We start from the raw sequence: 24331 nt of genomic DNA, 5'->3' as shown, positions 1-24331 counted from the left end.
AGACACTCCGTCCGCGGCTCCGGCGGGGGTTGGTCGCGCAGTTCCCCGCGCCCCTGGGTAGCTCTTCGGGTGCGGCCCGGTGGGGGCTGGTCGCGCAGTTCCCCGCGCCCCTGGGTAGTTCTTCGGGTGCGGCCCGGTGGGGGCTGGTCGCGCAGTTCCCCGCGCCCCTGGGTAGTTCTTCGGGTGCGGCCCGGTGGGGGTTGGTCGCGCAGTTCCCCGCGCCCCTAAAAGACTTCGTCCGCGGGTCCGGTGGGGCTTCTCGCGCAGTTCCCCGCGCCCCTGGAGGCTTGCGGCTTCGCCGCTGCCTCCGGGGCCCGATGAGATGGCGCACGAAGTGCGCATCTCAGGGGCGCGGGGAACTGCGCGACCAGCCACGACGGCGCCGCAGACAAACCGGGGCGCACGAAGTGCGCATCTTGGGGGCGCGGGGAACTGCGCGACCAGCCCCCACCGGAGCCGCAGGCAAGCGACTACCCAGGGGCGCGGGGAACTGCGCGACAGGCGGGCCCGGCCGCGCCTCAGGGCAGGCACCCCCACAGACCCGGCCCCCCGGCCTCAACCCAGCCCCCCAGCCCCCCACGAAAGGCCCCCATGCTCACCCCGGAGGAAACCGCCCAGCTGGCAGCAGCCAACGTCACCAGGGAGTACCCCAACTTCCCCGCCCACCTGGTGACCGCAGCCACCGAGAACACCCGCCCCCGAACACTGCACCCCACCTTCTACGGCGCCTACGACTGGCACTCCTCCGTACACATGCACTGGCTACTCGTGCGCACCCTCCCGTCCCTGCCCGCCGCCGAGGCGACCCCGTACACAGACGTACTGGACCGCCACCTGACCCCGCAGAACCTCGCCACGGAGGCCGCCTACCTCCTGGACAGGCCCGGCTTCGAGCGCCCGTACGGCTGGGCCTGGCTCACCGCGCTCGCGGCCGAGACCAGGGACACCCGCTGGGGCCCGGCGTTCCGGCCCGCCATGGACGCCGTGGAGCGGCTCCTCGCGGGCTGGCTGCCGAAGGCCACGTATCCCGTGCGCCACGGCATCCACACCAACAGCGCCTTCGCCCTCGGCCTGATCCTGGACACCGGCCCGGCGGCCGGCCTGCCCGCGGCCACGCTGGAGAGCGTCCGCACCCGCCTGCGCACCTGGTTCACCGACGACCATGACGCACCCGCCCACTGGGAACCGTCCGGCCAGGACTTCCTGTCGCCCGCGCTCAGCGAGGCGGACGCGATGCGCCGGGTGCTGGACGCGGAGGCGTTCGCGCGCTGGCTCGACCGGTTCCTGCCGGCGCTGCGCACGGGCGCCCCCTGCGCCCTGCTCGACGTGCCGGTCGTCTCCGATCCCGCCGACCCGCACATCGGTCACCTCCTCGGCCTCGCCCTGTCCCGCGCCGCCGCCCTGCGCACGATCGCGGGCGCGCTGCCCGAGGGCCCGGTACGGACCCGGCTCACCGCGGCGGCCGGGGAGCACCTCGCGGCGGGCCTCCCGGCCGTGGACAGCGGCGACTTCACCACGGACCACTGGCTGGCCACGTTCGCGGAGCTCGCCCGCACCGCGTGAGCGCCCCGCGCCCGGGACCGTGACCGCAATGAACACAAGTACGCGCGATCGTTGCCCCGTACACCCTTGTCACACGGCCCGGCGGTCCCCCAGTGTGGCCGGTCATGGGACGAGAGCAATGGAAGAAAGTCCTGGTCGGATCGGCCGGGAACATGGTCGAGTGGTTCGACTGGTTCGTGTACGCGAGCTTCGCGACGTACTTCGCGGGCGCGTTCTTCCCCGACGGGAACCCGACCGCGCAACTGATGAACACCGCGGGCATCTTCGCCGTCGGCTTCTTCATGCGCCCGGTCGGCGGCTGGCTGCTCGGCCGGGTCGGTGACCGCAAGGGCCGCAAGGCGGCGCTGACCCTGACGGTGACGCTGATGTCGGCGTCGGCCGTCCTCATCGCGATCGCGCCGACCTACGCGGTCGCCGGGTACGGCGGCGCCGCCGTCCTGCTCGTCGCCCGCCTCCTCCAGGGCCTGTCGGTCGGCGGCGAGTACGCGGCCAGCGCCACCTACCTCACCGAGGCGTCCGACCCGAAGCGGCGCGGCTTCGCCTCCAGCTTCCAGTACGTGTCCATGACGGCCGGCCAGATCGTCGGCCTCGGGCTCCTGATCGTCCTCCAGCGCACCCTCTCCGACGACGCGCTGCACGGCTGGGGCTGGCGCATCCCGTTCGTCGTCGGCGCGCTCGGCGCGGCGATCATCTTCTACCTGCGCCGCAGCATGCTGGAGACCGAGGTCTACGAGGAGTCCGCCGACGGCGGCGTCGTGGCCGGGGACGACAAGGGCAGCATGAAGGCCCTGTGGGCGCACAGGCGCGAGGCGTTCCTCGTCGTCGCGCTCACCATGGGCGGCACGGTGGCGTACTACACGTACACGACGTACCTCACCAAGTACCTCTCGAACTCGGCCGGTCTCAGCAAGCAGACCGCGACCCTCGTCTCGTTCTGCGCGCTCGTCGTCTTCGCCTGTCTCCAGCCGCTCGCGGGCGCGCTCTCGGACCGGATCGGCCGCCGCCCGCTGCTGATCACCTTCGCCGTCGGCTCGACCTTCCTGACCGTGCCGATCATGACGATGCTCCAGCACGCGGGCTCCTTCTGGCCCGCGCTCGGCCTGTCGCTGCTCGCGCTCGTCGTCGTCACCGGCTACACCTCCATCAACGCGTGCGTGAAGGCGGAGCTCTTCCCGACCGGCATCCGCGCCCTCGGCGTCGCCCTGCCGTACGCCCTCGCCAACGCCCTGTTCGGCGGCACCGCCGAGTACGTCGCCCTCTGGTTCAAGGACGGCGGCATGGAGTCCGGCTTCTTCTGGTACGTGGCCGGCTGCGCGGCCGTGTCGCTGGTCGTCTACCTGAGCATGCGCGAGACCCGCACCATCGACCTGAACCGGGTGAAGCAGGCGCAGGAAGCCCCGCAACCGGTGGCCTGAACCCCACTGACCGCATCGTGAGACCACGGTCCGGGCCCGGCCCGGGCTGTGGCAGACTGCGGGCGTGCTCTCGTTCGCCATGATTATTGGCAGCAGGCGCGCCGGTCCGCAGTGACCGTCTCGTACGACCACGTACGGGCGGACACCGTCGTCCTCGACCCGCGCGCAGACCTCTCGCACCCGCGAGGGGTTTTTCTCGTTTCTGGCCCACCCCATGCCAGGCGCAGAGCGCGCGGGATCATAGCCGGACGGTGGAGCCGGTCATTCCGGTAGACCGAGATCCCATACAGGAGCCCGATCAGCATGAGCAGCAGCCCCAGCGAACGCACCGACGAACGCACCGGCGAACTCGACGATTCCTTCCACGTCTTCGACACGACGCTGCGCGACGGCGCGCAGCGCGAGGGCATCAACCTCACCGTCGCGGACAAGCTGACCATCGCACGGCACCTGGACGACTTCGGCGTGGGCTTCATCGAGGGCGGCTGGCCCGGCGCCAACCCCCGCGACACCGAGTTCTTCGCCCGCGCGCAGGAGGAGATCGACTTCCGGCACGCCCAGCTCGTGGCATTCGGCGCGACGCGCCGCGCGGGCGCCAAGGCGTCGGAGGACCCGCAGGTCAAGGCGCTCCTGGACTCCGGCGCCCCGGTGATCTGCCTGGTCGCGAAGTCGCACGACCGGCACGTCGAGCTGGCCCTGCGCACGACCCTCGACGAGAACCTGGAGATGGTCCGCGACACCGTCTCCCACCTCGTCTCCGAGGGCCGCCGGGTCTTCGTCGACTGCGAGCACTTCTTCGACGGCTACCGCGCCAACCCGGCCTACGCCAAGGCGGTCGTACGGGCCGCGCACGAGGCGGGCGCCTCCGTCGTCGTGCTCTGCGACACCAACGGCGGCATGCTGCCCGCCCAGGTCCAGGCGATCGTGCACACCGTCCTCGACGACACCGGCGCCCGGCTCGGCATCCACGCCCAGGACGACACGGGCTGCGCCGTCGCCAACACCCTCGCCGCCGTCGACGCGGGCGCCACCCACGTGCAGTGCACCGCCAACGGCTACGGCGAGCGTGTCGGCAACTCCAACCTCTTCCCGGTCGTCGCGGCCCTGGAGCTGAAGTACGGCAAGAAGGTCCTGCCCGAGGGCGCGCTGAGCGAGATGACGCGCATCTCGCACGCCATCGCCGAGGTCGTGAACCTGACGCCGTCCACGCACCAGCCCTACGTCGGCGTCTCCGCCTTCGCCCACAAGGCGGGCCTGCACGCCTCCGCGATCAAGGTCGACCCGGACCTCTACCAGCACATCGACCCCGACCTCGTCGGCAACCGCATCCGGATGCTCGTCTCCGACATGGCGGGCCGCGCCTCCATCGAGCTGAAGGGCAAGGAGCTCGGCGTCGACATCTCCGGCGACCGCGAACTGGTCGGCCGCGTCGTCGAGCGGGTCAAGGACCGCGAGCTCCAGGGGTACACCTACGAGGCCGCCGACGCCTCCTTCGAACTGCTGCTGCGCGAGGAGGCCGAGGGCCGGGCCCGCCGCTACTTCCGCGTCGAGTCCTGGCGGGCCATCGTCGAGGACCGCCCCGACGGCAGCCACGCCAACGAGGCGACCGTGAAGCTGTGGGCCAAGGGCGAGCGCATCGTCGCCACCGCCGAGGGCAACGGCCCGGTCAACGCCCTCGACCGGGCCCTGCGCGTCGGCCTGGAGCGGATCTACCCCCAGCTCGCCGAGATGGAGCTGGTCGACTACAAGGTCCGCATCCTGGAGGGCAAGCACGGCACGTCCTCCACGACCCGCGTCCTGATCTCCACGACCGACGGCGCGGGGGAGTGGTCGACGGTGGGCGTCGCGGAGAACGTGATCGCGGCGTCGTGGGGCGCGCTGGAGGACGCGTACACGTACGGACTGCTGCGGGCGGGCGTGGAGCCGGTCGAGTAGCCCTTGAAAGCCCCTCCGGCGATTGAGGAGCGGGGTCCGGGGCAGAGCCCCGGGCCTCAGCTACAAGAGCGTCCACTTCTGATTGGCGGCACCGGTGCACGACCACAGCTGAGTCGCAACCCCGTCCGCGCTCGAATTCCCGGTCACGTCAAGGCACTTGTCGGCAGCCGCGTTCACCAGGTCCCCGGAGGGCTCCAGCCGCCACTGCTGAGCCCCGCTCCCGTTGCAGTCGTACAGCTGCACCTTGGCCCCGTCGGCGGTCGAACCCCCGTTCACATCCAGGCACCTGCCGAGCGCCCGCACGGTGCCGTCCGCCTTGAGCGTCCACGTCTGGTTCTGCGAGCCGGTGTAGCAGCTCCAGATCTGTGCGGCCGTCCCGTTGGCCGTCGACCCGTCCTTCACGTCGAGGCACTTGCCGCCCAGACCGCGCAGGGCGCCGGTGCGGTCGGCGCCGCCGGCCTGCGTCCCGTTCCAGGTGAACGTCGCGGAGGTCTTGCCCGGCAGCGAGTAAGTGACGTGCTGACCGCCCCAGTTGATCGTGACGTCCTTCGCGGCGGAGGCGTCGTTGTAGGCGATCAGCGCCTTCGAGCCGTCCGTGTTGCGCCAGGCGACGTTCGGCACGGCGCTCGACCCGGTCGAGGCGATCCGCGAGGCGCCGGGCCGGACGAACTTCGTCAGGTGGCCCATCGTGTAGTACTCGATGGTGTAGTCGACCTGCCCGGAGCGGGAGTCGCCGTTGTGGACGGTGACGAGGCCGTCGCAGGTGCCGCAGCCGCCGTTGTGCGGACCCCGGTTCTGGTCCACGGCGAGCGACCACTTCGTCACCGACTTCGCCCAGTTGCGGGTGTAGTCGATGATGTTCGTCATGTCCTCGCGCTGCTGGTTGGCGATCCAGGTGCCACCGGAGTGCTCGGTCTGGAAGGCGTCCAGCTGCGGGTACTTGGTGTGGATCTCCGTCTGCTTGGCGACGTCGCCGCCGTAGCCGTGCCAGGCGATCCCGCCGAAGTTCGGGTGCGAGCGCACCGCCGCGTCGTCCACGGTCGGCGCCGCGTACGCGTCGTAGGTGTCCCAGTTCCAGTCGTGGGCGAGCACCTTGGTCCGCAGGTTCGCGCCCGCCAGCTTCGGCAGCAGCTCGCTCTTGGTGAAGTACGCGAGCCCGGAGCCGTTCCAGCTCATCGAGGGGTAGCCCGAGCAGCACGTCGGCTCGTTCTGCGCGGTGACGTAGTCGATGGGCACCCCGGCCGCCTGATAGGCCTGGATGTACTTCACGAAGTAGTTCGCGTAGGCGCCGTAGTTCTCGGCCTTGAGCCAGCCGCCGTTGAGCTGGCCGTTGTCCTTCATCCAGGCGGGCGCGGTCCACGGCGATGCCATCACGGTGGCGGCCGGGTTGAGCTGCTTGGCCTGCTTGGTCAGGGGGAGCACGTCGGCCTGGTCGTGCGCGATCGAGAACTTCGCCAGCGAGGGGTCGCTCTGCCCGGCCGGTACGTCGTCGTACGTGTATCCGAACCGGGCGAGGTCCGAGCCGCCCATGGGGTTGCGGATGAAGGAGAGCCCGATGCCCTCGCTCGGGGAGAACAGCTTCTTCATCGTCGCGTCCCGGGTCGCCCCGGAGAGAGCGCCGCTGGAGTTCAGCAGCCAGGCCGCGGTGTCCGTGAAGGACGCGCCGCCGCCGGTGAAGGTCTGGTACCGGGTGTTCTCGTCGACGGTGATCGTGGTGCCGGTGGCGCCGCCGCCCGCCTGGAAGGGGACCGGGGTCTGCGGTTGCAGCCCGCGCGTGACGTGCCGGCCGCCGCCGTCGTCGGTGGTGGTGAGCCAGACGGTGACCTGCTCGCCCGCGGCCTGGGCGGGGGCCGCGACGGCGCCGGCCAGTCCGGCGGCGGTCAGGGCGCCGGCCAGCAGCAGCCGGAGCAGGGTGGGGGGTCGTGTGGGGGTGGTTGTGGGGGTGCGCACGATGCCTCCTGTGTCCCAACAGTCAACTCTCATGGCTTAGTTCAAGACGTGAGTTAAAGGGCGTTCCCCAGTCGCGTCAAGACTTCACGTCGCGAACGCCCCGACCCGTCATTCACACCCCGCCTGCGTTAGCGTCGAGGTATGAGGCCCTTGCTCGCCGTCCTCGCCGCACCGCTGCTCGCCCTCGGCGCGACGCTCACCGTCACGCCCGCCGCCTTCGCCGCGTCGGACGTCTCCACCGTCGCGGACGCCCTGGAGAAGAGCCCGGTCTACGTCGACCCGGCCGCGGCCACCGGCCTGACCTCGGCGGACGTCGACGCCCTGGAGAGAAGGATCAAGGACGCCGACAAGCCGGTGATGGTGGCGGTCCTGCCCGCCGACTTCCCGAAACAGGACCTCTTCACGGACCTGCGGACCAAGACGGGCATCGTCGGGGTCTACGGCGTGCGGCTGGGCGGTGCCTTCGACGCCCGCGCCGACCGCCAGGTCCTGTCGGCCGACGCCGTTCACAACCTGACGGCGAGCGTGCGGGGCGAGCCGCTGCGCGCGCAGCTCGACGACTTCGTCTCCACGGCGGTCCGCTCGGCCCGCGGCTCGGCGCCCTCCTCGTGGGCCGGTGCGGGCGGCGGTGGCGAGAGCGGCACCTCCGTGGGCCCGCTGATCGGCGTCGGCGCGGTCGTCGTGGCGGGCGGCGCGGGCGCGTACGCCCTGGTCCGGCGCAACCGGCGGCGCAAGGAGGAGGAGCGGCGCGTGGCCCTGGAGCGGCTGCGCGTCGTGGTCGACGAGGACATCACCGCGTTCGGCGAGGAGCTGGACCGGCTCGACTTCCATCCGGCGGAGGCGGGCGCGGACGACGCGATGCGCGCGGACTACGAGCGGGCGCTCGACGCGTACGAGAAGGCCAAGCAGTACATGGCGGCGGCCCAGCGCCCCGAGGACGTCCGGGGTGTCACGCAGGCGCTGGAGGACGGCCGCTTCTCCCTCGCCCTGCTGGCCGCCCGCCGCGAGGGCCGTCCGCTGCCCGAGCGCCGCGCCCCCTGCTTCTTCGACCCGCGCCACGGCCCCTCGGTCGAGGACGCGGAGTGGACGCCGCCCGGCGGCTCGCCCCGGCAGGTCCCGGTCTGCGCGGCGGACGCCACCCGGCTGCGGGACGGGGACGAGCCCCTGATCCGCACGGTCGACGCGGGGGCGGGCGAGCGCCGGCCGTACTACGAGGCGGGCCCGATGTACGGCCCCTGGGCCGGCGGCTACTTCGGCGGCGGCATGCTGCCCGGGCTGCTGGTCGGCACCGTGCTCGGCTCGATGATGTCGGGCCCGGCCTACGCGGCGGACTACGGCTCCGGGTACGGCGACTTCGGCGGGAACGACGTCACGGGCGGCGACTACTCGGGCGCGGACTTCGACTCCTCGGACTTCGGCGGCGGATTCGGCGACGGTGGCGGGTTCGGTGACGGCGGCGGCTTCGGCGGGGGCGGCGGCGGAGGCGACTTCGGCGGCGGATTCTGACCGTGCACCGCGCCTGGTGACCGAATTCGGCGCCTTATGGGCGGTGATGTTTCGGGGCCGCAAGCCCTCCGCGCCGACCCTGGCCCGGTAAATGGGGGGCTGCTTTAATCCCTCCATGACTCCGGGGGGAATGTGTCATGAGCGGTGGGGCGAATGGCGGCGGTGGGCCGGACGATCAGGGATTCTTCCACCGGGCCGCGGGAATCTGGACGATCGTCGGCGCGGTGTGTGCCGTACTCAGTGTGGTGATCGCGCTGGTCGCGATCAAACTCGGCACGGCAGGACCGTCGGACGCGCTCGGGAGCGGCTCCGGCGGCATCGCCGACCCGATCGGCACCTCGGTCCCGCCCACCCCGACCGCGACCCCCACGACCAGCGGTGATCCGTCGGCGGACGAGCCGACACCGACACCGTCGCCGACGGACGAGCCGACCGACGCTCCCACGACCGGGGAACCGACGGACGAGCCGGTCACGGACGAGCCGACTCCGACGAGCACCTATACCCCGGTCTATTACTGGAGCAGCGGCACCTCGTTCTACTCGTGTGACAAAGAGGGGCAGCTCGCCTCGTCGGCCGGGATGCCGATCACCTGGCGCGTGGAGAACGAATCCAGTACCGATCTCACCGTCTATTGGCTGGGACCCGACGGGCTCCGCAGCGAACAACGGCGTCTCGAATCCGGCGGAAGTCTCGCTTTCGACCGGGTGTTCACCGGAAGCGTTTTCGTCTTCACCGAGAGCAGTTCACGCTGTTCGAAGATCGTCCGTGTCTCACCCGGGGCGGCGCAGGCCGTGACGACCGTCGTCGACAAGGACTGACGGTCCGCGGCCGTACGCCGCCTCAAGCGCGGCTGAGCGCCCGGGTCACCCCGGCCAGGACGGTCGTCGTCAGCACCCAGCCGAGCGCGATCAGCGCGTACGCCAGCCCCTGGACACCGCCCTCGGCCCAGTGCCAGCCGTCCCGCTGGCCCAGCCCGCCCACCGGGATCAGCAGGTCCAGGGTGTACGCGACCGGATTGAAGGGTGCGCCCTCGCCCGGCTTGTTCGGCACCGGCCGGTGGGCGTGGAAGACCAGGGAGCCCAGCAGGGTGAGCACGGCCAGCCAGATCCCGGCGATCCAGGGCCGGTAGCCGTAGCCGACGGTCGCCTCCAGGAGCCAGCCCCAGATCCGGCCCAGCGGCCGCATCGTGGTGCGCCGCTGCCGCTCCCGCACCAGCAGGACCCGCCGGGCCTCGTCCTCGTGCCCCAGCTTCCGGTAGTAGGAAGCGAGTTGTTCGTACGGCTGCGGGGTGAAGCTGTTCTGCTTGCGCAGCCACGCCAGGCGGTTGACGGTGTCCTCGCGCTGGGTGGCGGCGGTCGACTCCATCCAGTCGTACATCAGCCCGTCCAGGCCGAGGGGGGCCCGCCAGGTGCCTGGCCGGTCCTGGATGCGGGTCGCCCGGGCGTTGCGCAGGTCCACGCCGCCCGCCGGGGGCGCGGCGAACCGCAGGTCGAGCGCCTCCACCTGCGCACCGACCGCCATCAGCGACGAGGGCCCGCCCCGGAGTTCGGCCTCGTGGAACGAGAGCAGGTCCTCGATCCGGGCCCCGCGCAGCCGGACCCGGCCCTCGGCCCGGAACCCCTGGTGCAGCCGGACCGTGGAGGCCCGCAGCGCGTCCCCGTTGAACGCGATCTCCTCCGGCGCCGGCACCACGATCCGGGCCCCGTCCATCCACAGGCCGCCGGGCAACTCGGCGCCGGGGAAGAGTACTTGCCCGTGCGCCACGAAACCGATCTTGCAGAAGACGCCGCCCTGCATGACGAGCCCGCCCGCGTGCAGCGCGATCCCACCGGGCGCCACCAGGTGGGCCCGGTCCAGCACGAGCGCGCCCGCTATGTGGGTGAGCGTGACGTTCACGGCCCCCCGGTGTCCGCCGGTGATCGTGGACCCGCGCAGGTCGAGCCGCCCACCGATCTGCGCGGTCGGGGCGACGAAGCCGGGCAGCTCGCAGTCGGTGACGCTGAACGCGAGCGTGCTGGCGCCTTCCAGGGTGACCGGTCCGTCGAACCGGCACTCCTCGAATTTCACCAGCCGCCCGATCTCGGCGCCGTCCAGCGCGAGGGCGCCGCGGATGTGTGCGCCGCGCAGGAGATACGGGTCGGACCCGGCGTCCGGGTCGAGGATCTCCCGCTTCACCGCCTCGGCGGTGACGCTCCGCTCAGGGGCGGGTGACATGGGGGCGCAGGAACGCGGTCCAGGTGTCGGGGGCGACGGTGAGCACGGCGCCGGTGGCGGGGTCGTTCTTGGAGTCGCGGATGTGGATGGCGGTGCCGTTCGCGGCTACCTCCAGGCAGTTGCCGCCCTCGCTGCCGCTGTACGACGACTTGAACCAGGCAAGTCCGGTTCGCCCGTCAGGACGGGGTGCTGCGGTGCTCATCGCTCTCCTAGCAGTTCGTCCAGCAAATGTGTGCTCTCCGCTGGAGACAGTGCCTGTGACCGCAGCATTCCATACTTGAGTTGGTAGATACTCACCTCGTCGGGATCGTCGACGACGCTGCTCACACGTTGGCCCTCCAGGTACGCCACGAAGTCGTGGTCAGGGTTTTCCAGCAGCTCCAAGGGACCGTCGAGCCCGGCGTGCGGCACTCGATCCGCAGGCATGATCTGGAGCCCCAAACAGTCGAGCCGGCTCAGTTCCAAGAGGTGCCGGATCTGCGCGCGCATGACTTCGCGACCGCCGATGGGCCGCCTGAGGATCGTCTCCTCCAGGATGAAGTTGGCGCCGGGCGGGTCCTCACGCTCCCATACCTTCTGCCGCTCCAGGCGGCCCAGCACCCAGTCGTCCAGCATGCCGCGTCCGATGGGCGGGTAGCGGCAGTTGAAGACGGCCCGCATGTACTCCTCGGTCTGGAGCAGCCCGGGTACGACCTGCGCCTCGTACGACAGGATCGACACGGCGACCTGTTCGATCTCCACCAAGTCGGCCACGAGCACCGGAAACTTCTCCCTAGCCGGAATCTTGGCCACGGCAACGGCCAAGGCTCCCTTGGTGTCGAGGTATTCATCGATCTGGGCAGCCAGGGCCAGATCGACCGGACGCCGCCCTTGCTCGATCGACGCCATCTTGTCGTGGCTGACGCACAGTTGGTCTGCCAGCCCCGCCTGTGTGACGCCCACATACTTCCGGAAGTGGGCGATCTGAGCCCCAATGGCGTGCCACGACGTCACTCGCTTCTTCATACGCGGACCGTTCCCAAATCTCACCCGCCCCGACCGGCAGGCACTCGTACAAATGCAGATGTACGACCTGCCGCGCTGCCCTCACGCCGCGCACGCCCATCACAGTCACCGCATGGAACAACTGCCCTACGAGCGCGAGGCGTTCTACACACGCGAGCGCAAATCCATCCCCGCGGCCCGCGCCTTCACAGCCTGGGCCCTGCACGACTGGCAGGCGATCGAACGCCTTGACGACGTCCTCCTCTGCGTCAGCGAGCTGACGACCAACGCCCTGCTGCACGGGGTCCCGCCCGGAAGGGGTTTTCGGCTGCACATCGCGATGTGCGCCCACCGCGTCGTGCGCGTCGAGGTGCACGACAGCGGCGGCGGCACGGTCACCGCGACCGCGCCGCCGCCCGAGGCCGAACACGGGCGCGGGCTGCACCTGGTCGCCGCGCTGGCCGACACGTGGGGGGTCGGTGACCGGGACCCGGGCAAGGTCGTGTGGTGCGAGTTCGGGGCTCAGTGACGCCCGGAGCCGGCCTCCAGCTCCTCCCGCCGGGGCTTGGCGATCCGCGACCCCTCCCCGTGCATCCACCGGGAGAGCCGGACCCGCACCCGGCCCGTCCCACCCGGGCCCGCGTCCGGCAGGGCCCCCGGCTCCTCGTGCTGGGTCAGCCGGTACAGCTCACCCCGCGGCAGCGGCTCGTGGAGTTCGACGTACTCGCCGTGCGGGAGGCGCTTGACGCGGCCCGTCTCACGCCCGTGCAGCACCTTGTCGCGGTCCCGGCGCTGGAGGCCGAGGCAGATGCGCTTGGTGACGACGTACGCGAGGACGGGACCGGCGATCAGTGCCACCCGGGCGCACCAGGTGATGGCGTTGACGGAGAGGTGCAGGTGCGTGGCGATGAGATCGTTGCCGCCCGCGCCGAGCGCCACGAAGAAGCCGGTCAGCCAGGCGACACCGAGAGCCGTGCGCACGGGCCGGTTGCGGGGCCGGTCCAGGAGGTGGTGCTCGCGGCGGTCCCCGGTGATCCACGCCTCGAAGAACGGCCACACCCCGATGAGGACCAGCCACAGCGGGAACGCGACGAGCGGGACGAGGATGCCGAGGTTGAGGGTGTGGCCCCAGAAGGCGTACTCCCAGCCGGGCATCACCCGCACCAGCCCCTCCGCGAACCCGAGGTACCAGTCGGGCTGGGCGCCGGTGGAGACCTGGTCGGGGCGGTAGGGGCCGTAGACCCAGACCGGGTTGATCGAGGCGACGGCGGCGACCAGCGCCACGACCCCGAAGACGAGGAAGAAGAAGCCGCCGGCCTTCGCGACGTAGACGGGGAAGAACGGCTGGCCCACGACGTTGCGCTCGGTCTTGCCGGGGCCGGGGAACTGGGTGTGCTTGTGGTAGAAGACGAGGATCAGGTGGGTTACGACGAGGGCCGCCATGATGCCGGGCAGCAGCAGGACATGGATGGAGTAGAACCGGGCCACGATGTCGTCGCCCGGGAACTCGCCGCCGAAGAGGAAGAAGACGAGGTACGTCCCGACGACCGGGACGGCGAGCGTCATGCCCTCGATGAGCCGCATCCCCGCGCCGGAGAGCAGGTCGTCCGGGAGCGAGTACCCCAGCAGGCCCTCGAACAGGGCGAGGAACAGCAGCAGCCAGCCGAACAGCCAGTTCAGCTCGCGCGGTTTGCGGAACGAGCCGGTGAAGAAGTGCCGCATCATGTGCACGAACATCCCGGCGACGAAGATGAGCGCCGACCAGTGGTGGATCTGCCGGATCAGCAGACCGCCGCGCACGTCGAAGCTGATGTCGAGCGTCGAGGAGTACGCCTCGGACATCCGGACGCCGGTCAGCGGGACGTAACTGCCGTGGTACTCCACCTCGTTCATCGACGGATGGAAGAAGAGGGTCAGGTAGACACCGGTCAGGATCAGGATGATGAAGGTGTAGAGGCAGATCTCGCCCAGCAGGAACGACCAGTGGTCGGGGAAGATCTTCCGCAGGTACTTCCGGCCGAGGGTGTGGACCCCGAGCCGCCCGTCGACCCAGTCGGCGACCCGCTCGCCCGCCGGTGCCTGCGGGCGTCCGGCGCGGGTGGTGCTGTCGGACATGACTGCCTCCCGTCGGTGCTCACAGGTGTGACCCCGGGGGAGGGGCGGAATGTGACACAGGGACCCGGCTTTGTGACGCAGGTCACGCGGGGGTGCCGGTTCTGGGCGGTCCGGGCGTGCGAAGTGGCGGCCACGTGTTCCGTGGCCGCCACGACTTCGCACACATGTCCGGTGCCGGACCGGGTCAGGCGTTCTTGATCGCCGAGATGTCGAAGTTCAGCTTGATCTTGTCGGAGACGAGGACGCCGCCGGTCTCCAGCGCGGCGTTCCACGACAGGCCCCACGCGGAGCGCAGGATCTCGGCCTTGCCCTCGAAGCCGGCGCGCTCGTTGCCGAACGGGTCCTTCGCGGAGCCGTTGTACTCCAGGTCGATGGTGAGCGGCTTGGTGGTGCCCAGGATCGAGAGGTCGCCGGTGACGCGGTAGTCGCTGCCGCCCAGCGCCTCGACGGACGTCGAGCGGAACGTCATCGTCGGGAACTCGTCGGTCTTGAAGAAGTCGGCGCTCTTGAGGTGGCCGTCGCGGTCCGCGTTGCCCGTGTCGATGCTCTCCATCCGGACGTCGAAGGAGGCGGAGGACTTGGCGGGGTCCGTGCCGTCGAGGTGCAGCTCGCCGGTGAAGTCGGTGAAGGCGCCCTTCACGTTCGTCACCATCGCGTGCCGGGCGACGAAGCCGAGGGTGGTGTGCGCGGGGTCGACCGTGTAGTCACCGGTGACGGCCGCGAGCGCCGGGTCGGCCGGGGAGGCGGCGGTGGTGGTGTCGGTCTCGTTCTTGCGGCCGAAGATGCCCATGGCGTGCTCCTTAGGGACGGTCGGCACGGTGGGGTGCCGGGTGATGTTGAACGTTGAACCATCAACAGGAACGACTGTAGCGCGGTGATGTTCAACTTTCAACATCAAGCACGGCGTGTCGTCGTGGTGACCACGCGTGAGTGACGCCCGAACGGCAGGATGACGCCCGGCCGAATTCGCCGGGAGATCGTGCGCGCGCTCTTCCGGACGCGCGTAGAACCCGGGACCATCTCCTTGCTCCACCTGCACCACAGCCGTCTCACCGTCAGCACGGTCAACAGCAGGAAGGGATCCCCCCATGCGCATCCGCTCGGCGCTCACCGCGCTCGCGCTCACCACCGGCGCCCTCGTCGCCCCCGGCTTCGGCGTCCTCGCCTCCGCGACCGACGCCTTCGCCGCCACCAAGATCACGCACGCCACGGCGACCTCGATGTTCAGCTCGGTCGGCGTCACCTGGTCGTCCTCCGGCGGCTGCTCGAATCGCAACAACAGCACCTGCACGTCGTTCGACCAGCTCAACCTGGCCACCGCGCAGGGCGCCCAGACCCTCAAGCGCGCCACCGGCTGCGCCCTGAACATCACCGGCGGCACCGAGACGGGCCACGCGAGCGGCACGTACTCGCACTGGAACGGCTACAAGCTCGACTACGGCAAGAACACCTGCGTCACCAACTACATCAAGAACACCTTCACGTACATCGGGCTGCGCGGTGACGGCGCTGCCCAGTACAAGTCCGGCTCGGGCAACATCTACGCCGACGAGGGCAACCACTGGGACGTCCTCTACTACAACTGCGGCGGCTGCTGAGCGGGCCGCGGGCCGGCCGCTGGGCGGCCGGCCTCAGCGCGCGGCGATGCGCTCCATGAGCGCGGCGCCGCGCGCCAGCAACTCCCGCTCCTCGCCGGTGAGTTCGGCCTCGATGGCCTGGGCGAGCCAGCCTGCCCGGCGAGTCCGCTCCGTCTCGAGCGCGGCCCGTCCGGCGTCGGTGAGCCGCACCAGGGACTTGCGGCCGTCGGTCGGGTGGGGGTGGCGGGCGACCAGACCCTGCTCGCCCAGCAGGCCCACGGCGCGGGCCATCGACTGGGGGCGCACCCGCTGGTCCGCGGCGAGGTCGCTGGTGGTCATGGCGCCCTCGCGGTCCAGGACGCCGAGCACGGCGACCTGGCCGAGCGGGATCCGGTCCTCGTGCTTCACGCGCCGCGAGAGCTTGCCCATCGCGGTACGCAGTTCGGCGGCGACGGCGGCGGATTCCGGGGAGGGCATACGGAACTCTAACCCGCAGGTGGGCGGCGCCTCAGGCGCCCCGGCCGAACTCGACAGCAGGACTGAACAGCACAACTGAACAGCCTGACTGAACAGCAATGCTGTAGAGTTTTCCGTGTCGGGCTCAGCGCCAGCGTCGTCGCAGCCGGGGCCCGGCTCGTGACCAGGCAAAGGAACTCCCATGCCCGCACCGGCCGTTGGTTCCACCATCCGCACCGTCACCGCCCGCGCCGTCCTCGACAGCCGCGGCAACCCCACCGTCGAGGTCGACGTGGTCCTCGACGACGGCTCCCTGGGCCGCGCCGCCGTCCCCTCCGGCGCCTCCACCGGCGCCCGCGAGGCCGTCGAACTGCGCGACGGCGACCCCGGGCGCTGGCACGGCAAGGGCGTCGACCGCGCCGTCGACCACGTGCGGGGCGAGATCGCCGCCGCGGTCACCGGGCGCGACGCCGACGACCAGGCCGGTCTCGACGCCGCCCTGATCGCCCTCGACGGCACCCCCACCAAGTCCCGGCTCGGGGCCAACGCCGTGCTCGGCGTCTCCCTGGCCGCAGCCAAGGCCGCCGCGGCCGCGCACCGCCTGCCCCTCTACCGCTACCTCGGCGGCTCCGACGCCCGTGTCCTGCCCGTCCCGATGATGAACATCGTCAACGGCGGCGCCCACGCCGACAATCCGCTGGACTTCCAGGAGTTCATGATCGCCCCGGTCGGCGCGGCGACCTTCGCCGAGGCGGTCCGGATGGGCTCCGAGGTCTTCCACACCCTGCGCCGCGACCTGCTCGTCGCGGGCCACTCCACCGGCGTCGGCGACGAGGGCGGCTTCGCGCCCGCCCTGCGCACGGCCGAGGAGGCGCTCGACTTCGTCATGGCCGCCATCGAGCGCACCGGGTACCGGCCCGGCGCCGACATCGGCCTCGTCATGGACCCGGCCACCTCGGAGTTCTACCGGGACGGGGTCTACGCGTACAGCGGCGAAGGCGTCCGCCGCACCACCGACGAGCAGGTCGACTACCTGGCCAAGCTGATCGACGCCTACCCCGTCGTCTCCGTCGAGGACCCGATGGCCGAGGACGACCTCGACGGCTGGCGCGCGCTCACCGCCCGCGTGGGCGACCGCTGCCAGCTCACCGGCGACGACGTGTTCTGCACGAACGAGACCCTGGTCCGCGACGGCATCCGCACGGGCGTCGGCAACGCGGTGCTAATCAAGGTCAACCAGATCGGTACCCTGACGGAGGCGCTCGGCACCATCTCCGCCGCGCGGCGGGCCGGCTGGGCGGCGGTCATCTCGCACCGCTCCGGCGAGACGGAGGACACCACGATCGCGGACCTGGCGGTCGCCACGGGCTGCGGCCAGATCAAGACCGGCTCCCTCTCCCGCTCCGACCGCACGGCCAAGTACAACCAGCTCGTCCGGATCGAGGAGGAGCTCGGAGCGGCGGCCGTCTACGCGGGCACCCTCGGCTGACCGCTGCGGAGTGTGACGGGACTCTCACGGGTCCCACTTGTCCGACCCCTACAAGCCGACCCGGTCCTGAGCAGTGACTTCAGCTGCATGTGGGCACGGTTCTGTTCAGGGCTACCAGGAAAACGAGCCGGAGACTGTGCGAAGTCGACGGCCCGTTTTCTTGGTCGGCTTCGTAAGGTCACTACATGACCGTTTTGGACGACACCGCCTCCACCCCCGGGGACGAGCCCACCGACGCCCGCGGGCGCGTGGCCGAGCTGCACGCGATCCGTGAGCAGGCCCTGCGCGGACCCAGCGACAAGGCGACCGAGGCCCAGCGGGCCAAGGGCAAGCTGACGGCGCGCGAGCGCATCGAGCTGCTCCTGGACGAGGGGTCGTTCAAGGAGGTCGAGCAGTTGCGCCGGCACCGGGCGGTCGGGTTCGGTCTGGAGGCGAAGAAGCCGTACACGGACGGTGTGATCACCGGCTGGGGCACGGTGGAGGGCCGGACGGTCTTCGTCTACGCGCACGACTTCCGGATCTTCGGCGGCGCGCTGGGCGAGGCCCACGCGACGAAGATCCACAAGATCATGGACATGGCCATCGCGGCGGGTGCGCCGCTGGTGTCGCTGAACGACGGCGCGGGCGCCCGCATCCAGGAGGGCGTCTCGGCGCTGGCCGGGTACGGCGGCATCTTCCAGCGCAACACGAAGGCCTCGGGTGTCATCCCGCAGATCAGCGTGATGCTGGGCCCGTGCGCGGGCGGCGCGGCCTACAGTCCGGCGCTGACCGACTTCGTGTTCATGGTCCGTGACACCTCGCAGATGTTCATCACCGGCCCGGACGTCGTCAAGGCGGTCACGGGTGAGGAGATCACGCAGAACGGGCTCGGTGGCGCGGACGTGCACGCCGAGACCAGCGGCGTCGCGCACTTCGCCTACGACGACGAGGAGACCTGCCTCGCCGAGGTCCGCTACCTCCTGTCGATGCTCCCGCAGAACAACCGCGAGAATCCCCCGGCGACCCCCACCGACGACCCGGCCGAGCGCCGCGGCGACGTCCTGCTCGACCTGGTCCCCGCCGACGGCAACCGCCCGTACGACATGACCAAGGTCATCGAGGAGCTCGTCGACGACGGCGACTACCTGGAGGTCCACGAGCGCTGGGCACGCAACATCATCTGCGCCCTGGCCCGCCTCGACGGACAGGTCGTCGGCATCGTCGCCAACCAGCCGCAGGCCCTCGCCGGCGTCCTGGACATCGAGGCGAGCGAGAAGGCCGCGCGCTTCGTGCAGATGTGCGACGCCTTCAACATCCCCATCGTGACGCTGCTCGACGTGCCGGGCTTCCTGCCGGGCGTCGACCAGGAGCACGGCGGCATCATCCGCCACGGCGCCAAGCTCCTGTACGCGTACTGCAACGCCACCGTGCCGCGCATCTCGCTCATCCTGCGCAAGGCCTACGGCGGCGCCTACATCGTCATGGACTCGCAGTCCATCGGCGCCGACCTCACCTACGCCTGGCCCACGAACGAGATCGCCGTGATGGGCGCCGAAGGTGCCGCCAACGTCATCTTCCGCCGCCAGATCGCCGGAGCCGAGGACCCCGAGGCCATGCGCGCCCGCATGGTCAAGGAGTACAAGGCCGAGCTGATGCACCCCTACTACGCGGCCGAGCGCGGCCTGGTCGACGACGTGATCGACCCCGCCGAGACCCGCGAGGTACTCGTCCGCTCGCTCGCCATGCTGCGCACCAAGCACGCCGACCTGCCCTCCCGCAAGCACGGCAACCCGCCGCAGTAGCGGCACCTACTCGTAGGAGACCTGCCCCATGTCCATGCCTGACATCCGTGTCGAGAAGGGCCACGCCGACCCCGAAGAGGTCGCGGCCATCACCGCGATCCTCCTCGCCCGCGCCGCCGCGGCCCCGCAGGCCCCGGCCCACCGCGTCCGGCAGGACCGGGCCGGCTGGCGCCGCCTGGAGCGCGAGCCCGGCTTCCGCGCGCCGCACAGCTGGCGCTGAGCCCCACGCCGCACGACGAAGCCCCGCTCTCCCTCGGGAGAGCGGGGCTTCGTCGTGCGCGCGGCCCGCGGCCGGACCGGGCGGGGGCGCCTCAGCGCAGGCGCGCCATCAGCGCGTGCTCGACCAGGGTGATGAGCGAGGACTTGGCGTCCGCGCGGTGCCGGGCGTCCGTCGTGATGATCGGGGTGTCCGGGCCGATCTGGAGCGCCTCGCGCACCTCGTCGGGCCCGTAGGGCTGGTTGCCGTCGAACCCGTTGAGGGCGATGACGAACGGCAGCCCGGAGTTCTCGAAGTAGTCGACGGCCGGGAAGCAGTCGGCGAGCCGGCGGGTGTCCACGAGGACGACCGCGCCGATGGCGCCGCGCACCAGGTCGTCCCACATGAACCAGAAGCGGTCCTGTCCCGGCGTGCCGAACAGGTACAGGATCAGGTCCTGGTCGAGCGTGATGCGGCCGAAGTCCATGGCGACCGTGGTGGTCGTCTTGTCCCCGGTGTGGGTGAGGTCGTCGATGCCCGCGGACGCGGACGTCATGACGGCCTCGGTGCGCAGCGGGTTGATCTCCGACACGGCGCCGACGAACGTCGTCTTGCCGACGCCGAAGCCGCCCGCCACCACGATCTTCGCGGACGTGGTGGAGCGACTCTGAGCAACCGGCCCTCCGCTAGAGCTTGCGAAGTCCACTGAGCACCCTTTCGAGCAGTGTCACGTCTGGCTGGCCGCCGGCGTTCTCGTCGCCGCCGGGCTGATGGATGGCGACCAGGCCCGCCTCCGCCAAGTCGGCGACGAGAATCCTGGCCACGCCGAGGGGGATGGAGAGCAGGGCCGAGATCTCGGCCACCGACTTGATCTCTCGGCAGAGGTGGCAGATCCGCTGGTGCTCGGGCAGTTGGCCCTGCAACTGGTGCGGCTGCGCGGTGGTGTGCACCAGCGCCTCGATGGCGAGCTGGTAGCGCGGCCTGGTGCGGCCGCCCGTCATGGCGTACGGGCGCACCAGGGGATTGTTCGCGGCGGCGGGCCTCGCGTCAGGACGCGGCTGCGGCTGCACAGGCTGGATCCGGGGCGCCGGCGGCTGGTCGTAGGGACCGGGCTGCCGGGTCGGCCGGGCGTGGCTCGGCGTGCGAGGGAAGTTGTACCGGTTCTGCGAACCGTCGCCCTGGCCCGCGCCCGGCTGACCCTGCCCCTGGACGGGGCCGTAGGGCGGCCAGTGGGCCGACGAACCGCTCGGGGGTGTTGCTGAACCAGACACGTACTCCTCCTCCGACTGCGCTGGGCACCATCACTGTGGAGCCGCGTCCCGAAACTTTACGGCCACGGGACGCGAAAACGCACCGCCTGTCTGTTAGTTGAGAAGGCTTCCCTGAAGCTCCGCACGCAGGTCGGGCGTGAGAACCGTGCCCGCGCGGTCGACAAGAAGTGCCATCTCGTACCCAACGAGGCCAATGTCCGCCTCCGGGTGTGCAAGGACGGCAAGAGAAGAACCGTCGGAGATGGACATGATGAAGAGGAATCCTCGCTCCATCTCCACAACTGTCTGGTTCACCGCGCCACCCTCGAAGATGCGGGACGCGCCCGCGGTCAGCGAGGTCAGTCCCGACGCGACGGCCGCCAGCTGGTCGGCGCGGTCGCGGGGGAACCCTTCGGACATCGCCAGAAGGAGTCCGTCGGCGGAGACCACCACCGTGTGGGACACCCCGGGGGTGTTGTCCACGAAGTTGGTGATCAACCAGTTCAGGTTCTGTGCCGCCTGGCTCATCGGGCTCACACTAACGCTCCTGGTTGTAGGTGCTGTCAGGGCCACCGGGAAACCCGCTGTCCTGGCCGTTCGTCGTCACTACGGTCACTGCTGGTCACTACTGCCTTCACTGCGGCCGCGCTGCACGCCGCGGCGCAGATTGCTCAGCCGGCCCCGCACGTCCTCGGGGGCGCGGGAGATCGAGGGGCCGCCTTGCGGCGTCGACTCCGCGGCGCCCTCCACCAGGTTGGCCTTGGGCACCCGGCGCGGCAGGCCGGACGAGGTGACCCCGCCCGCCTTCGGCTGCTTGAGCCGCTCCGCACGCCCCCACCGCTCGTCGTTGGCCGAGCGCCAGCTGGTGTCGTCGGGGGTGGTGTCGGCGGGCTGGTCCTGCGCCGGCTCCTGGCGCTGGGGGGCGCCGGAACCACCGCGACGCGGCAGACCCGCGTCGGTGAGATCGTGCGTGACGGAAGGAGAGGGGCCCGCCGCAAGCGCAGGACCGGCAGGGGTACCCGGGCCGAAGCCTACGCTCTCCCGGTCCGTCGCGTCAGGGCTCTGCGCGGATTCCGCTTCGGGCGCGTACGGGGTGCCGAAGTCGCCCTGGTAGCCGTCCCGCGCCTGCCAGTCGTCCTGCCGGACGGGCTGCTCGAAGGCGTTGTAGGGCTCCTGGGGGGAGTCCGCATAGCCGTTCTGCGGGGCGAAGCCGGGGTCGTAAGGGGCCGGCTGGGATCCGTCGAAGGCCGACTGCGCCGGAGCGTATCCGTCGTACCCGTTCTGGTGCTGTTCGCCGTAGGCGGCCTGCTGCCCGTTGTCGTAGACGCCCTGACCCTGATCGTCGTAGGCGATCTGCTGCTGCTGGTCGTAGCCGTGCTGCTGAGCGTCGTACGAGGGCTGCTCGGCGTACGGCTGCGGGGACTGCCGCTGCTCGATCTCGTCACGGAAGAGCGGGCGGTCGTCCTCGGCGTCCTGCCCCAGGGTCTGCGCCTCCAGGGCGGCACGCCGCTCCTCACGCATCAGGGAGCGGCCGACGGGGTCCAGCTCGCGGGCGTCGTCCGGGACGTCGTAGCGGCTGTCGTCGAAGCCGAGCTCGGCCGCGGTGCGCAGCGGCTCCTTCTCGAAGGCCTGCTGCTGCGGGATCATGGTCGAGACGGTGAACTCAGAAAAATCGGGCTCGCCCGGCTGCTGGCCGCTGCCGCCGTGGGTGATCGCGTCCGGGAGCATGACCAGCGAGGTCGTGCCCGCCTGCTCGCCAGAGGGGCGCAGCTGGACGCGGATGCCGTGCCGGTCGGCGAGCCGCCCGACCACGAACAGGCCCATGCGCTGGGAGATCGCGGCGTCCACGGTAGGCGGGTTGGCCAGCTTGTGGTTGATGTCCGCGAAGTCCTCGGCGGTCAGGCCGATGCCCTTGTCGTGGATCTCGATCATGATGCGGCCGTCGGGCAGCCGGGTCGCGGTGACGCGGACCTTGGTCTGCGGCGAGGAGAACGTGGTGGCGTTCTCCAGCAGCTCGGCGAGGGCGTGCACGAGGTCGGTGACCGCGCGGCCGTGGATGTCGGCCTCGGGGACGCCGGAGAGCTCGACGCGCTCGTACTGCTCCACCTCGGAGGAGGCGGCGCGCAACACGTCGACCAGCGGGACCGGCTGGTCCCAGCGGCGGCCGGGCTCCTCACCGGCGAGGACCAGGAGGTTCTCGCCGTTGCGGCGCATACGGGTCGCGAGGTGGTCCAGGCGGAAGAGGTTCTCCAGCTGGTCCGGGTCGGCCTCGTTGTTCTCCAGGTCGGTGATGAGGGTCAGCTGGCCCTCGATCAGCGACTGGTTGCGGCGCGACAGGTTGGTGAAGATCGCGTTGATGTTGCCGCGCAGCAGGGCCTGCTCGGCGGCGAGCCGGACGGCCTCCCGGTGCACCTGGTCGAAGGCGCGGGCGACCTCGCCGATCTCGTCCCTGGTGTTGATCGGGATGGGCTGGACGCGGGTGTCCACCCGGCCCGGGTCGGTGCGCGAGAGCTGGTCGACCAGCATCGGCAGCCGCTGCTCGGCGACGTCGAAGGCGGCGGAGCGCAGCCGGCGCATCGAGCGGGACATCTGGCGGGCCATCATCCCGGCGATGATGAACGCGGCGAGCAGCGCGACGACGACGGCGGCACCGATGATGAACGCCTGCTGCTTGGCGTCGGCGGCGATGCCGGAGGCCTCGGTCACGGCCCGGTCGGCGAGATCCGACTCGATCGTGCGGTAGGCGTCGAACTTCGCGGTGTTGACCGCCCACCAGTTCTCGGCCGTCACGCCCTTCTGGGCGAGGGCGAGCCGGGCGCTGGGCTGGGTGCTGGGCAGCGCCACCAGATCGCCGACCATCTCGGTGGAGTCGGCCGGCGGCGGGATGTAGCTCGGGTCCTTCGCCTTGGCGGCGGCGGCCTGCTTGGCGCCGTCCGTCTTCAGCTGCTTGATCGTGGCGTCGAGCTTCTTGAGGTCCTCGGGCGTGCCGCCGCCCTTGTACTCCTCGATGGCGATGCCCTCGAGGTAGGCGTAGCTGCCGAGCGCGGTGCGCTGCTTGGCGAATTGCGTGACGGTCGGACCCGGCTTGACCAGCAGGTGCATACCGATGGAGCGCTCCAGGGAGAGCGCCGCCTTTGTGAGCGAGATCGCGTAGACCGTGCGGCCGTAGCTGGTGATGTTGCCGGTGCCCAGGCCCAGCTCGTTGGCGAACTCCATCAGCGGGTGCTGGATGGCGACGTAGCCCTCTTCGGTGGCCACGCCGGGCAGCTTGGCGGTGTAGGAGGCGGCGCGCAGCTTGCTGAGGCCGCCCTCGACCTGGGTGAACTGCGCCATGCGGCGCTCCAGGCCCTCCTTGTGCGGCATGTTCTTGGCGGCCGTGTGGAACGCGTCGGCGGCGGCGTCCGTCGCCGCGCGGGCCTTGACGACGTCCGGGTCGTTCTTCTTGCCCTGGAGCAGCGGAGCGGCGGAGATGTCGCGCTCCTCGACGAGGCGGTTGCCGTACGTCAGCGAGGCCTGGACGAGGCGGGCGGTGCTCTCCGCGTCCTCGGCCTCGTGCCAGGTGTCGATGGAGTTCTTCACCTGGAAGCCGCCCATGACCAGGCCGACCAGCACGGGTATGAGCAGGATCGCGTTCAGCTTCGTGGGCACGCGCCAGTTGCGCGGCGACATCCGGCCGCCCGACGGCTCGGGCGCCGCCGTCTCGGCCGGAGCGGCCTGCGCCGCTGTACGCGGCGGCGGGGTGAAGTTGCCCCGCGCCGACGCCGGCTCGGGACTGTTCTTGCTTCGCCTCACTCGACCAACAACCTCTCGGCGTCGGCACCTACGTTGTGCCGCGGTATGTCTCCAGGCCCGTACCTACTGGGCAGTTCAGCGCATTCCAGCACGTCAGACGGCGCA

20 protein-coding genes and 1 pseudogene are annotated in these 24331 nt (G+C 70.8%); 10 read left to right on the top strand and 11 right to left on the bottom strand.

Features of this window, described 5'->3' with window-relative positions; genetic code table 11:
- Positions 1–591 precede the first annotated feature (591 nt).
- The 3 genes from ACIBW6_RS25325 (at position 592) to cimA (ending at position 4913) form a co-directional block, all read left to right on the top strand.
- Positions 592–1563: a DUF2891 domain-containing protein gene (locus ACIBW6_RS25325; RefSeq protein ID WP_399063345.1), complete on the top strand. Its 972-nt coding sequence runs from the start codon at positions 592–594 to the stop codon at positions 1561–1563.
- A 104-nt stretch (positions 1564–1667) separates the two neighbouring features.
- Positions 1668–2978, top strand: coding sequence for an MFS transporter (locus ACIBW6_RS25320; RefSeq protein ID WP_399063343.1), 1311 nt, complete (start codon positions 1668–1670; stop codon positions 2976–2978).
- 303 nt (positions 2979–3281) lie between these two features.
- Positions 3282–4913: a citramalate synthase gene (gene cimA / locus ACIBW6_RS25315; RefSeq protein WP_399063341.1), complete on the top strand. Its 1632-nt coding sequence runs from the start codon at positions 3282–3284 to the stop codon at positions 4911–4913.
- 60 nt (positions 4914–4973) lie between these two features.
- Here the strand turns inward: cimA and ACIBW6_RS25310 are convergent, their stop codons facing one another.
- Positions 4974–6863, bottom strand: coding sequence for a ricin-type beta-trefoil lectin domain protein (locus ACIBW6_RS25310; RefSeq protein WP_399063339.1), 1890 nt, complete (start codon positions 6861–6863; stop codon positions 4974–4976).
- Between the two features lie 141 nt (positions 6864–7004).
- Between ACIBW6_RS25310 and ACIBW6_RS25305 the strand changes: the two genes are divergently transcribed.
- The gene (locus tag ACIBW6_RS25305; RefSeq protein WP_399063337.1) at positions 7005–8369 is read left to right on the top strand and encodes a hypothetical protein; all 1365 of its coding nucleotides are present in this window, start codon (positions 7005–7007) and stop codon (positions 8367–8369) included.
- Between the two features lie 137 nt (positions 8370–8506).
- The gene (locus tag ACIBW6_RS25300; protein ID WP_399063335.1) at positions 8507–9190 is read left to right on the top strand and encodes a hypothetical protein; all 684 of its coding nucleotides are present in this window, start codon (positions 8507–8509) and stop codon (positions 9188–9190) included.
- Between the two features lie 22 nt (positions 9191–9212).
- Here ACIBW6_RS25300 and ACIBW6_RS25295 read toward each other — a convergent pair whose 3' ends face one another.
- Genes ACIBW6_RS25295 through ACIBW6_RS25285 form a run of 3 tightly spaced genes read right to left on the bottom strand, consistent with a single transcriptional unit; the run spans position 9213 to position 11591 of the window.
- The gene (locus ACIBW6_RS25295) at positions 9213–10586 is read right to left on the bottom strand and encodes an oxidoreductase (protein ID WP_399063333.1); all 1374 of its coding nucleotides are present in this window, start codon (positions 10584–10586) and stop codon (positions 9213–9215) included.
- Positions 10570–10788, bottom strand: a complete 219-nt coding sequence (locus ACIBW6_RS25290; protein ID WP_399063330.1) for a DUF397 domain-containing protein — start codon at positions 10786–10788, stop codon at positions 10570–10572. Before ACIBW6_RS25290 ends, ACIBW6_RS25295 begins: the two co-directional genes overlap by 17 nt.
- Positions 10785–11591, bottom strand: coding sequence for a helix-turn-helix domain-containing protein (locus ACIBW6_RS25285; RefSeq protein WP_399063328.1), 807 nt, complete (start codon positions 11589–11591; stop codon positions 10785–10787). Before ACIBW6_RS25285 ends, ACIBW6_RS25290 begins: the two co-directional genes overlap by 4 nt.
- Before the next feature lie 112 nt (positions 11592–11703).
- Between ACIBW6_RS25285 and ACIBW6_RS25280 the strand changes: the two genes are divergently transcribed.
- Positions 11704–12099, top strand: a complete 396-nt coding sequence (locus tag ACIBW6_RS25280; protein ID WP_399063327.1) for an ATP-binding protein — start codon at positions 11704–11706, stop codon at positions 12097–12099.
- Here ACIBW6_RS25280 and ACIBW6_RS25275 read toward each other — a convergent pair.
- Together ACIBW6_RS25275 and ACIBW6_RS25270 are read right to left on the bottom strand one after the other, a co-directional pair.
- On the bottom strand, positions 12093–13685 hold the full coding sequence (locus ACIBW6_RS25275; protein ID WP_399063325.1) for a cytochrome bc complex cytochrome b subunit: 1593 nt from the start codon (positions 13683–13685) through the stop codon (positions 12093–12095). The genes ACIBW6_RS25280 and ACIBW6_RS25275 overlap by 7 nt on opposite strands.
- Before the next feature lie 184 nt (positions 13686–13869).
- Positions 13870–14475, bottom strand: a complete 606-nt coding sequence (locus ACIBW6_RS25270) for a YceI family protein (RefSeq protein ID WP_399063324.1) — start codon at positions 14473–14475, stop codon at positions 13870–13872.
- A 298-nt stretch (positions 14476–14773) separates the two neighbouring features.
- Between ACIBW6_RS25270 and ACIBW6_RS25265 the strand changes: the two genes are divergently transcribed.
- A complete protein-coding gene (locus ACIBW6_RS25265) occupies positions 14774–15283 on the top strand; it encodes a hypothetical protein (protein WP_399063323.1) in 510 nt (169 codons plus the stop codon).
- Between the two features lie 33 nt (positions 15284–15316).
- Here the strand turns inward: ACIBW6_RS25265 and ACIBW6_RS25260 are convergent, their stop codons facing one another.
- The gene (locus ACIBW6_RS25260) at positions 15317–15739 is read right to left on the bottom strand and encodes a MarR family winged helix-turn-helix transcriptional regulator (RefSeq protein WP_399063322.1); all 423 of its coding nucleotides are present in this window, start codon (positions 15737–15739) and stop codon (positions 15317–15319) included.
- Positions 15740–15920: 181 nt separating this feature from the next.
- Between ACIBW6_RS25260 and eno the strand changes: the two genes are divergently transcribed.
- The 3 genes from eno (at position 15921) to ACIBW6_RS25245 (ending at position 19208) form a co-directional block, all read left to right on the top strand.
- On the top strand, positions 15921–17207 hold the full coding sequence (gene eno, locus ACIBW6_RS25255; protein ID WP_399063321.1) for a phosphopyruvate hydratase: 1287 nt from the start codon (positions 15921–15923) through the stop codon (positions 17205–17207).
- Positions 17208–17392: 185 nt separating this feature from the next.
- Complete coding sequence (locus tag ACIBW6_RS25250) at positions 17393–18988, top strand: acyl-CoA carboxylase subunit beta (RefSeq protein WP_399063320.1); 1596 nt, start codon at positions 17393–17395, stop codon at positions 18986–18988.
- A 28-nt stretch (positions 18989–19016) separates the two neighbouring features.
- Entirely contained in the window at positions 19017–19208 is a 192-nt protein-coding gene (locus ACIBW6_RS25245; protein WP_399063319.1) for an acyl-CoA carboxylase subunit epsilon, read from the top strand.
- A gap of 91 nt (positions 19209–19299) precedes the next feature.
- Here ACIBW6_RS25245 and ACIBW6_RS25240 read toward each other — a convergent pair whose 3' ends face one another.
- The 4 genes and pseudogenes from ACIBW6_RS25240 to ACIBW6_RS25225 form a co-directional block, all read right to left on the bottom strand.
- Complete coding sequence (locus tag ACIBW6_RS25240) at positions 19300–19890, bottom strand: ATP/GTP-binding protein (protein WP_356494527.1); 591 nt, start codon at positions 19888–19890, stop codon at positions 19300–19302.
- Positions 19871–20455: a DUF742 domain-containing protein gene (locus tag ACIBW6_RS25235; RefSeq protein WP_399063318.1), complete on the bottom strand. Its 585-nt coding sequence runs from the start codon at positions 20453–20455 to the stop codon at positions 19871–19873. Before ACIBW6_RS25235 ends, ACIBW6_RS25240 begins: the two co-directional genes overlap by 20 nt.
- Positions 20456–20548: 93 nt before the next feature.
- Positions 20549–20962 (bottom strand): roadblock/LC7 domain-containing protein, encoded by a 414-nt coding sequence (locus ACIBW6_RS25230; RefSeq protein WP_026057603.1) that lies wholly within the window; start codon positions 20960–20962, stop codon positions 20549–20551.
- 10 nt (positions 20963–20972) lie between these two features.
- Positions 20973–24226, bottom strand: a pseudogene (locus ACIBW6_RS25225) (nitrate- and nitrite sensing domain-containing protein).
- Between the last annotated feature and the right edge of the window lie 105 nt (positions 24227–24331).

The organism is Streptomyces sp. NPDC049813, from assembly GCF_044465085.1.
In the GTDB taxonomy this organism is placed as follows: domain Bacteria; phylum Actinomycetota; class Actinomycetes; order Streptomycetales; family Streptomycetaceae; genus Streptomyces.
The sequence above is the reverse complement of the archived record's forward strand: the minus strand, read 5'-3'. Positions and strand labels throughout refer to the sequence as shown.